Raw genomic sequence first — 9657 nt, forward strand, 5'->3', positions numbered from 1 at the left:
GTGGTGGCGGCGCCCGGCCCCCCGGGGGGGGGCGCCCCCCCCGGGCGCCCCCCCCCCCCCCCCCCCCCCCGGCGCCCCGGCCCCCCCCCCCGCGGGGGGGCCCCCGGGGGCCCCCCCCCGTCCCGGGCGGCTACGCGCGGCCCGGGCGCAGCCATTCGCGCATCACCGACAGCAGGTGGTCGGTCTCCACCGGCTTGGTGATGTGGTCGGTGGCCCCGGCCTCCAGGGACTTCTCGCGGTCGCCCTTCATGGCCTTGGCGGTCAGGGCGATGATCGGCAGGCCGGAGAACTGGGGCATCCGGCGGATCGCCTCGGTGGTCGCGTAGCCGTCCATCTCCGGCATCATGATGTCCATCAGGACCAGCGCGACGTTCTCGTGCTGCTCCAGCATCTCGATGCCCTCGCGGCCGTTCTCGGCGTACAGCACCGTCAGGCCGTGCTGCTCCAGGACGCTGGTGAGGGCGAACACGTTGCGCACGTCGTCGTCCACGATCAGCACCTGCTGGCCGTCGAAGCGCGCGTCGACGCGGCCGGGCCGCGGCGGGGCGGGCTCCACCTGGCGGCTCGCGACGGTGGTGTCCAGCGCGGCGGTGCGCCGGCGCTCCACCGCGCCGCGGCGGCGCTCCTCGGCCAGCTCGCGGACCTCCTGGGCCCAGTGGTCGGCCGGGTTCTCGCCGACCGGCACCGGCGTCCCGACCGGGGTCACCCCGACCGAGGCGCGCAGCGCCGGGGCGTGCGGCGCGGCCTGGCGTTCGGTCGCGGCCGCGTCCGGCGCCTCGGTGCGCAGCGGCAGGTAGAGCGTGAACGTGGAGCCCTCGCCCAGCTCGCTCTCGGCGTGGATCTCACCGCCGAGCAGCCGGGCGATCTCCCGGCTGATCGACAGTCCGAGGCCGGTGCCGCCGTACTTGCGGCTGGTCGTGCCGTCGGCCTGCCGGAACGGCTCGAAGATCTCCCGCAGCTTGTTGCCGGGGATGCCGATGCCGGTGTCGGAGACCGAGAAGGCGATCAGCTCGTCGTCCGGGCCCTGGATCGAGCCGGCCTCCAGCAGCCGCTCCCGGACGTGCTGCGGGACCTCCGGGCCGGCCGGGGCGATGGAGAAGTCGACGGCGCCGGTGTCGGTGAACTTGACCGCGTTGGAGATCAGGTTGCGCAGCACCTGCTGGAGCCGCTGCTCGTCGGTGTGCAGGGTGACCGGCAGGGCCGGCGAGACCCGGACGGCGAAGTCCAGGCTCTTGTCCAGCGCGACGGGCTGGAAGGTGGCCTCGACGTAGTCGACCAGCTGGACGAGGGCGATCCGGGCCGGGCGGACGTCCATCTTGCCGGCCTCGACCTTGGACAGGTCGAGGATGTCGTTGATCAGCTGGAGCAGGTCGGAGCCGGCCCCGTGGATGGTGTCGGCGAACTCGACCTGCTTGGGCGAGAGGTTGCCCTCGTTGTTGTCGGAGAGCAGCTTGGCCAGGATCAGCAGCGAGTTGAGCGGGGTGCGCAGCTCGTGCGACATGTTGGCGAGGAACTCGCTCTTGTACCGGGAGGCCAGGGCGAGCTGCTCGGCGCGCTCCTCCAGGACCTGCCGGGCCTCCTCGATCTCGCTGTTCTTGATCTCGATGTCGCGGTTCTGCTGGGCGAGTTGCTCGGCCTTCTCCTGCAGCTCCTCGTTGGTGCGCTCCAGCTCCTCCTGGCGCGCCTCCAGCTCGGCGGAGCGCATCGAGAGCTCGGCGGTGAGCCGCTGGGACTCCAGCAGCAGCCCCTCGGTCTTGGTGTTGACGCTGATGGTGTTCACGGTGACGCCGATCAGGTCGGCGATCTGGTTGAGGAAGTCCAGCGCGACGGTGGTGAAGGAGCTGAAGGTGGCCAGCTCGATCACGCCGAGCAGCCGGCCCTCGAACAGCACCGGCAGCACCACGATGTGGGCCGGCGAGGCCTCGCCGAGCCCGGAGGCGATCTTCAGGTACCCGGGCGGCGCCTCCTTGAGGATGATCGCCCGCTTCTCCACCGCGGCCTGGCCGATCAGCGACTCGCCGGGGCGGAAGGTCGTCGGCATCGCGCGCCGCTGGTAGCCGTAGCTGCCGATCAGGCGCAGCACGGTGTCGTTCTCGTCGTCGTCCTCGGTGATCAGTTCGGCGGTGCGGCCGGCCGGCTGGGCGAGGAAGAAGGCGCCGTGCTGGGCGGAGACCACCGGGGTCAGCTCGGTCATGATCAGCGAGGCGACGGCCTCCAGGTCCCGGCGGCCCTGCAGCAGGCCGGAGATCCGGGCCAGGTTGGTCTTGAGCCAGTCCTGCTCCTGGTTGGTCCGGGTGGTCTCGCGCAGGTTGGCGATCATCTGGTTGATGTTGTCCTTGAGCTCGTCGAGCTCGCCGGCGGCGTCCACGTCGATCCGCAGGCTCAGGTCGCCCCTGGTCACCGCGGTGGCGACCTGGGCGATCGCGCGCACCTGCCGGGTCAGGTTGTTGGCCAGCTCGTTCACCGACTCGGTGAGGTCCTGCCAGGTGCCGTCCACGCCGGGCACCCTGGCCTGGCCGCCGAGCCGTCCGTCGGTGCCCACCTCGCGGGCCACCCGGGTGACCTCGTCGGCGAAGGCCGAGAGCTGGTCGACCATGGTGTTGATGCTGGTCTTGAGCTGGAGGATCTCGCCGCGCGCGTCGACGTCGATCTTCTGCGAGAGGTCGCCGCGGGCCACCGCCGTGATCACCAGCGCGATGTTGCGGACCTGGCCGGTCAGGTTGTTGGCCATCAGGTTGACGTTGTCGGTCAGGTCCTTCCAGATGCCGGCCACGCCCGGCACGCTCGCCTGGCCGCCCAAGGTGCCGTCGGTGCCCACCTCGCGGGCCACCCTGGTCACCTCCACGGCGAAGGAGGAGAGCTGGTCGACCATCGTGTTGAGGGTCCCGGCGAGCGCCGCGACCTCGCCCTGCGCCTCGATGCTGATCTTCTTGGAGAGGTCGCCGCTGGCCACCGCGGTGGCGACCTCGGCGATCTTGCGGACCTGTCCGGTCAGGTTGGACGCCATGAAGTTGACGTTGTCGGTCAGGTCCTTCCAGATCCCCGACACCCCGCGCACCCGGGCCTGACCGCCCAGGATGCCCTCGGTGCCCACCTCGCGGGCCACCCGGGTGACCTCGTCGGCGAAGGCCGACAGCTGGTCCACCATCGTGTTGACGGTCGTCACCAGCTCCAGGATCTCGCCCCGCGCGTCGACGGTGATCTTCTTGGAGACGTCGCCGCGGGCCACCGCGGTGGTCACCTCGGCGATGTTGCGGACCTGGCTGGTCAGGTTGTTGGCCATCAGGTTGACGGAGTTGGTCAGGTCCTTCCAGGTGCCGGACACCCCCGGCACGCTGGCCTGGCCGCCGAGGATGCCCTCGGTGCCGACGTCCCGGGCCACCCTGGTCACCTCGTCCGCGAAGGCGCCCAGCTGGTCCACCATCGTGTTGATGGTGTTCTTCAGCTCCAGGATCTCCCCGCGCGCGTCCACCTGGATCTTCTGCGAGAGGTCGCCGCGCGCCACCGCCGTGGTCACCTGGGCGATGTTGCGCACCTGATCGGTCAGGTTGTTGGCCATGAAGTTGACGTTGTCGGTCAGGTCGCGCCACACGCCGGCCGCTCCGGGGACCTGCGCCTGGCCGCCCAGCCGCCCCTCGGTGCCCACCTGGCGGGCCACCCGGGTCACCTGCTCGGCGAAGCCGGAGAGCTGGTCCACCATCGTGTTGATGGTGTTCTTCAGCTCCAGCATCTCGCCGCGCGCGTCCACCTCGATCTTCTGCGAGAGGTCGCCGCGCGCCACCGCCGTGGTCACCTGGGCGATGTTGCGCACCTGGCCGGTCAGGTTGTCGGCCATGAAGTTCACCGAGTCGGTCAGGTCGCGCCAGACGCCGGCCACGCCCGGCACCTGCGCCTGACCGCCCAGCCGGCCCTCGGTGCCGACGTCCCGGGCCACCCCGGTGACCTGCGCCGCGAACCCGTTCAGCTGGTCCACCATCGTGTTGACGGTGTTCTTCAGCTCCAGCATCTCGCCGGCCACCTCGACGGTGACCTTCCGGGACAGGTCGCCCTTGGCCACCGCCGTGGTCACCTGGGCGATGTTGCGCACCTGCGCGGTCAGCCGGCCGGCCATGGTGTTGACCGAGTCCGCCAGGTCCTTCCAACTGCCCGACACGCTGCGGACCTTGGCCTGGCCGCCCAGTTTGCCCTCGGTGCCCACCTCGCGGGCCACCCGGGTCACCTCGTCGGTGAACTCCGAGAGCTGGTCCACCAGGCCGTTCACGGTCCGGCCGATCTTCAGGTACTCGCCGCGCAGCGGGTGGCTCACCCCGTTGCTGTGCAGCGAGCGCAGCTCCATCTTCTGGTCCAGGTCGCCCTCGGCGATCGAGGTCAGCACCCGGCCCACCTCGGACATCGGGCGGGCCAGGTCATCGATCAGCGCGTTGCAGTTGTCGACGGCCGCCATCCAGGCGCCCTCGCCCGCGCCCGTCTCCAGCCGCTCGTTCAGCCGGCCCTCGCGGCCCACCGCCCGGCGCACCCGGGCCAGTTCGCCGGTCAGGTGCTGGTTGCGCTCGGCGACCTCGTTGAACACCGCGGCGATCTCCGCCAGCGGCCCGTCCCCCGGGACGGTCAACCGCCGGCGGAAGTTGCCGTCCCGCATCGCGGTCAGCGCGGACAGCAGCTTCCGCAGCTCGGCCGGCTCCGCTCCCCGGTTGTGGTTCGCTCGCCGGCCGGCCGCGTTCCGCGGCGCGGTCCCGGACCGCCCGCCGCGCTGGGCGGGCGGCGTCGTACCGGTTGCGTCCTTGGTGGCCGAACTCAACGGGCCCCTCCCACATCGTGAACTGTCCGGTGACCTCCCGTGCCGGTACGGCACGCACCCGGCACCGGCCCGGCCGGGCTGCGCCGGCGGCCCACTCGGTCCACCGGCACCCGCATCGACCGTACTGCTCGAACCGACCGTCGCGGACCCCCCAGTCTGGCAGCACCGGCACCGGGTGCACGGCCGGTTGCGCTCGGTTGGTGCCCCGCCGTCCGAAACAGGTGGGCAGAATCACCCTCAGGTGCCTGTTTCGCCGCCCCGCCCCCACGGGGAACCAAGCGGAAAGTAGGGTGGAGCGCTGCACCGGGCCGCGACCCGCCCCAGCGCCGCCGCCCACCCCGACGGCACGCGGGGGAGTCCGCGCCGCACCCCGGACAGCCAGGGCCAGAGCAGCAGAGGAGAAGTGGCAACGTGGTCACCGCGCGCGCAGCCGCCACCTTCGACCCCGACGGCCGGTCCGCGGCCGCCGCCAGGGGCTTCGTCCGGGACGCGCTGCTCGGCTGGGGCCTGCCCGAGGTCGTCGACGACGCCGTCGTCCTGGTCAGCGAGCTGGTCACCAACGCCGTCGTGCACGCCGGCACCGCCGCCGAGGTCTGCTGCCTGCGCGAGGAGGGGACGGTGCGGATCGAGGTCACCGACCACCACCCCGAGCGCAGCCTCCCGGCGCTCGGCGACGGCCCCGTCACCGCCTCCGACCGCTACGCCGACCCCGAGGGCGAGGGCGGCCGCGGCCTGCTGATGTGCTCGGCCCTCGCCGAGCGCTGGGGCGTCGAGTACGCGGCCGGCACGAAGACCGTCTGGTTCCGGCTCGCCCTGCCCGCTCCGGTGGCCGGCACCCGCTACGCCGTCCCCGCCACCCCCGGCAGCGACCTGCCCAGCGGCCCGGGCCCGGTGCACGTGGCCGTCGTCCAGCTCGACGAGGACGGCCGCGTCCTCGCCTGGAACCCGGACGCCGAGGCGCTCTTCCGGTACCCCGCCGCCGCCGTGCTCGGCCGCCCCTGGGCCGACCTCGCCGTCTGGCCCCAGCCGGCCGACCGCGGCCCCGACCTGGCCGACACCCTGCGGATGGCCCGCTGGGAGGGCGGCTACGGCGTCCGGCGCGCCGACGGCGAGGAGGTCGAGGTCTACGGCGTCCAGGTCCGCGTCCGGGACACCGAGGGCGTCCCGTCCACCCTCTGTCTGCTCGTCCTCGAACCCGACCGCGCGGTGCTCCGCTCCCCCGCCCGCACGCTGCCCGGCGAGCGGACCGACCCGACCGGTCCGCGGCTCGACCTGCTGGCCGGCCCGGTCGCCACCGACGACCTGGACACCCTGCTCCAGCGCACCGTCGAACGCGCCCGCGACCTGCTCGACGCCGACGCCGCGTACCTGCTCCTCACCACCGAGGACGAGACCGAGTTCGAGGTCCGCGCCGCCACCGGACTCACCTCCGGCCACCGCCGGCGGGCCCGGTTCCCCGTCGACACCGGCAACCGGTACGACTCCGCCCGGCTGCCCTCCGTCCACGAGGACCTCACCGCGCGACCGACCGGCCTGCCGCTGCTCACCGGCAGCGGCATGCGCTCCCTGGTCACCGTGCCGCTCAAGGTCGAGGGGCGGCTGATCGGCTCGCTCGGCATCGCCACCGCCGCCCCCGGCCGCTACGACAACGAGGACGCACTGCGCCTGCAGTTCGCCGCCGACCGGGTCGCCCTCGCCGTCGAGAGCACCCGGCTCACCGAGCTGGAGCGGCTGCGCCGGGGCTCGCTGTCCTTCCTCGTCGAGGCCTCCGACCTGCTGGCCGGCACCCTCGAACACGAGCAGACCCTCGCGCTGATGGCCCAGATGGCCGTTCCCACCCTCGCCTCCTGGTGCGCCGTCTACACCAAGGGCGACCACAGCGCCGCGGCCGGTCTCGCCTTCGTCCTGCACGAGGACGAGGACCGCATCGACCCGTTGCGCGGCCTGCTCGAGAAGACCCCGGCCCCGGAGGCCGGCCCGACCCACGGCGTGCGCTTCTGGTCGGCTCCCGTCGAGACCGCCGCCGCCGGCGGGCTCGACGACGGCCCCGAACTCGCCGGCCTGCTCGGGGAGACCGTGGTCCTCCCGCTGACCGCCCGCAACCGGGTCATCGGCCTGCTCGCCCTCGGCGTCCCGTCCGGCGTCCGCTTCCGCCAGGAGATCCTCGAACTCGCGGAGGACCTCTCCCGCCGCGCCGCCCTCGCGCTCGACAACTCCCGCCTCTACTCCGAGCGCACCGCCACCAGCCAGGCCCTGCAGCGCAGCCTCCTCCCGCCCGAGCTGCCCGAGATCCCCGGTGTCGAGGTGGACGTCTACTACCAGGCGGCCGGCGAGGGCAACGAGGTCGGCGGCGACTTCTACGACCTGTTCACCATCCGCGAGGGCACCTACGGCTTCGCCATCGGCGACGTCTGCGGCACCGGCCCGGAGGCCGCCTCCGTCACCGGACTGGCCAGGCACTCGCTGCGCCTGCTCGCCCGCGAAGGACTGGACGCACCGCAGGTGCTCCGCCGGCTCAACGCGGCCATCCTGGACGAGGGTTCGCGCAGCCGCTTCCTCACCCTGCTCTACGGCGAGCTGACGCCCCGCCCGGACGGCAGCACCGAGCTCTCCCTGGTCTGCGCCGGCCACCCGCTGCCGCTGCGGCTGCGCACCGACGGCCGGGTCGACCGGGCCGCCACCCCGCAGCCGCTGCTCGGGGTCATGGACGACCTCGACCTGACGGCCGAACACCTGGTGCTCTCCCCCGGCGAGGTCCTGCTCTGCGTGACCGACGGCGTCACCGAACGCCGCGAGGGCCGCCGGATGCTCGGCGACGACGGACTCGCCGAGGTGCTCACCGGCTGCACCGGCCTGACCGCCGGAGCGGTCGCCCTGCGCGTGCAGCGCGCCGTCGAGCGCTTCGCCCCGGAGCCGCCCTCCGACGACATGGCCATCCTGACCCTGCGGGTGCCGGCCCAGCGGACCGCCTGACCGGATCCGTCGGATTCCGGCCCGTTCCGGGGCCGGCCGTGAGCGTTCGACAGCTGACGACGTCACGAATTGTTGGATTCACAAGGGTACAAGCGAGTTCGGCCGGGTACACCGATCTCACCGGGGAATCCCCCGGCGGGGACGCGACCAGCGGCTCTCCCGCTGGCCCATCACTTCTGACCGCAGCCCGCGCACGCTCCAGCCGTGCGCCCTCGGCGCGGTCGCGCGCATCCACCTCATCGGACCACACCACTGCCTTGACTGCGCCCTGCGCGCGCCCAGAGTGAAAGGAGCCTCCGGTGAGCAACGAAGCTACCGGGGCAACGAACGCCCGCTCCACCGGAGCCGACGCGGGTAACCTCGGCTACCTCGCACTCGGCCTCACACTGCTCGCCTACGGCCTGCTCTCCACCGGGATCCTCAGTGGCACCGGGGTCGGGGACGCCGCCCAACTCGCCCACCTCGTCGGCGGAATAACCCTCTTCGTCGCGGGCCTCTGGCAGCTCCGCGGCGGCGAGGCCTTCACCGGCACCGCCTTCACCAGCCTCGGCGCCTTCTGGGCGACCTGGTCCGCGGCCGGCGGGGCCGGCAAGAACGCCGCCGGGCTCTTCCTGCTGCTGTGGGCGCTGCTCGCCCTCACCCTCACCGCGGCCAGCTGGGGCGCGGGCCTGGTCAGCCGCGTCGTCTACGGCCTGTTCACCCTCTCCCTGGTCCTGTCCGCGGTCGCCACCTTCGGTGGCTACGGCGGGCTCGCCAAGTTCGCCGGCTGGGTCGCGGCCGTCTCCGGGCTCGCCGCCTGGTACTGGGCCACGTCCGCACTGAGCAACGGCGCCTGGGGCAGGATCGCCCTGCCGCTCAAGTGACCTGTTCCGGCTGATCCACCGCACCACGCCGGGGTCGGGCCTCCGTGTCGACGGAGGCCCGGCCCCGCCGGCGTGCCACCAGCGCCAGCACGGCGTACGCGAGGAGCAGGATCAGGACGGCGACGATGCCGTCCGCCCAGAAGTGGTTGGCCGTCACCACCACCACCGCGACCGTCAGCACCGGGTGCAGCAGCACCACCCACCGCAGCGGACTCCTCGACACCCGCACCACCGCGACCGCCGCCAGCACGCACCAGGCGACGTGCACCGACGGCATCGCCGACAACTGGTCCGCCACCACCACCCCGCCGACGGCACCCCCGTACACCGACTGCCCGTACTGCGCGGCCACGTCGACGAAGCCGTTCTGCGGCAGCATCCGCGGCGGCGCCACCGGGACGAACTGCACCAGCAGGCAGACCGCCGTCGTGATCACCACCGTGTTCCGCACCCACGCGTACCGCTCACGGTGCCGCAGGAACACCCAGAGCAGCACCGCCAGCATCACCAGGAAGTGCATGACCGCGTAGTAGTAGTTCGCAAGCTTCACCAGCACCGGGTACGGCGTGACCGCCGCCTGCCAGGACGCCTCGTCCGGCAGGCCGACCGCCAGCTCCGTCCGGTGGATCCACCCCGCCCGGTCGACCGCGTGGTCCACACTCATCACCGACAGGTGCCCCACCAGCTGCCAGAGCGCGAACAGCGCCAGCAGCGTGCCGGCCTCCCGCAGCAGCGCCGACAACGACGGCTTCCGGACCCTGCCGGCGGCGTACGCACCACCGTAGAGAGCGACCGCGGCGCCCCCGGCTGACTGCCAGGTGAGAGTCAGGTTCTGCAACGGATCGCGCCTCTCCAGCCAACTCCGGTTCGTGTGTTGGCAGAGGTTAACGCAAAAAGACCCCCTCCCGAGTGGGAGGGGGTCTTTTTGGAATGATTGTTCGGCGGCGTCCTACTCTCCCACAGGGTCCCCCCTGCAGTACCATCGGCGCTGTGAGGCTTAGCTTCCGGGTTCGGAATGTAACC

Annotated in this window: 4 protein-coding genes and 1 rRNA gene; 2 read left to right on the forward strand and 3 right to left on the reverse strand. The window is 72.6% G+C overall.

The genetic code is table 11. From position 1 onward, the window contains the following. Positions 1 to 130: 130 nt before the first annotated feature. Positions 131 to 4798, reverse strand: coding sequence for a HAMP domain-containing protein (locus ACIA8Q_RS33615; RefSeq protein ID WP_387905667.1), 4668 nt, complete (start codon positions 4796 to 4798; stop codon positions 131 to 133). Positions 4799 to 5209: 411 nt separating this feature from the next. Here ACIA8Q_RS33615 and ACIA8Q_RS33620 point away from each other — a divergent pair, with 411 nt between their 5' ends. Both ACIA8Q_RS33620 and ACIA8Q_RS33625 read left to right on the forward strand, forming a co-directional pair. Then, complete coding sequence (locus ACIA8Q_RS33620; protein WP_396318299.1) at positions 5210 to 7771, forward strand: SpoIIE family protein phosphatase; 2562 nt, start codon at positions 5210 to 5212, stop codon at positions 7769 to 7771. 299 nt (positions 7772 to 8070) lie between these two features. Beyond that, complete coding sequence (locus tag ACIA8Q_RS33625) at positions 8071 to 8634, forward strand: acetate uptake transporter (protein ID WP_360221042.1); 564 nt, start codon at positions 8071 to 8073, stop codon at positions 8632 to 8634. Here the strand turns inward: ACIA8Q_RS33625 and ACIA8Q_RS33630 are convergent. Then, the gene (locus tag ACIA8Q_RS33630; protein ID WP_396318300.1) at positions 8627 to 9472 is read right to left on the reverse strand and encodes a phosphatase PAP2 family protein; all 846 of its coding nucleotides are present in this window, start codon (positions 9470 to 9472) and stop codon (positions 8627 to 8629) included. The genes ACIA8Q_RS33625 and ACIA8Q_RS33630 overlap by 8 nt on opposite strands. Positions 9473 to 9570: 98 nt before the next feature. Continuing rightward, a 5S ribosomal RNA gene (gene rrf / locus ACIA8Q_RS33635) occupies positions 9571 to 9657 on the reverse strand; the annotation flags it as partial.

Origin of the sequence: Kitasatospora sp. NPDC051705, from assembly GCF_044453265.1 — a bacterium.
Classification (GTDB): Bacteria; Actinomycetota; Actinomycetes; order Streptomycetales; family Streptomycetaceae; genus Kitasatospora.